Source organism: Mesorhizobium sp. WSM4849, from assembly GCF_055811385.1.
Map to the genome: position 1 here is coordinate 1 of NZ_JBVVPW010000142.1, position 229 is coordinate 229.

Here is a 229-nt window from a genome sequence, read left to right on the forward strand (position 1 = left end):
GGCGAGAGGATGCATAAGGCGCGGCCACAGCCTGCTCCACGGCTACGACAGTGATCTCCTCAAGAGAGTTCTGCATGCGACACCGTGCTTTTCATCCAACGTTTTCGTTATGAGTCCGACGACGGTTCAGCGTCGCCAGCAACCGATTTTGTTCGTTCCCAACAATTGAGAATGCCTCGTCGACCCCCATTCCGGGCTTTGCGAGCATCATGTCGGCCTGGGTCGCCAC

Annotated in this window: 1 pseudogene; it reads right to left on the minus strand. The window is 57.2% G+C overall.

From position 1 onward, the window contains the following. Positions 1-91 precede the first annotated feature (91 nt). A pseudogene (locus AC0L3L_RS36550) lies at positions 92-229 on the minus strand (methylaspartate ammonia-lyase); the annotation flags it as partial.